At 42.0% G+C, this 257-nt stretch carries 1 pseudogene; it reads right to left on the bottom strand.

The annotated features are described in order from the left end of the window. Nucleotides 1–257, bottom strand: a pseudogene (locus tag SB775_RS31285) (phenylalanine--tRNA ligase subunit beta); the annotation flags it as partial.

Below are 257 nucleotides of genomic sequence, written 5' to 3'. Positions count from 1 at the left end.
ACGCTGTCGTTTTTACGTGCAACATTGTATGAAACTGCTTCTAACAATTGTGGCACTAAGCTTAAACGAAGTTGGCTACGCTCTTCGCTCATTGGAAGCGCAAGATTTACAGGAGCTTTTTCGTTCGGCTCAACCATATATTGTTTCGCTTTGTCAGCGCTTGTTAATGAATATGTGATTGCTTCATATAAACCAGCACCTTCTAGGAAGCGGCGTACTTTACGACGTTTCGTTTGTGCTGATGTTAATTTACCACG

The organism is Peribacillus sp. SIMBA_075, from assembly GCF_046534585.1.
This window is presented reverse-complemented; position numbering and strand designations above follow the sequence as displayed.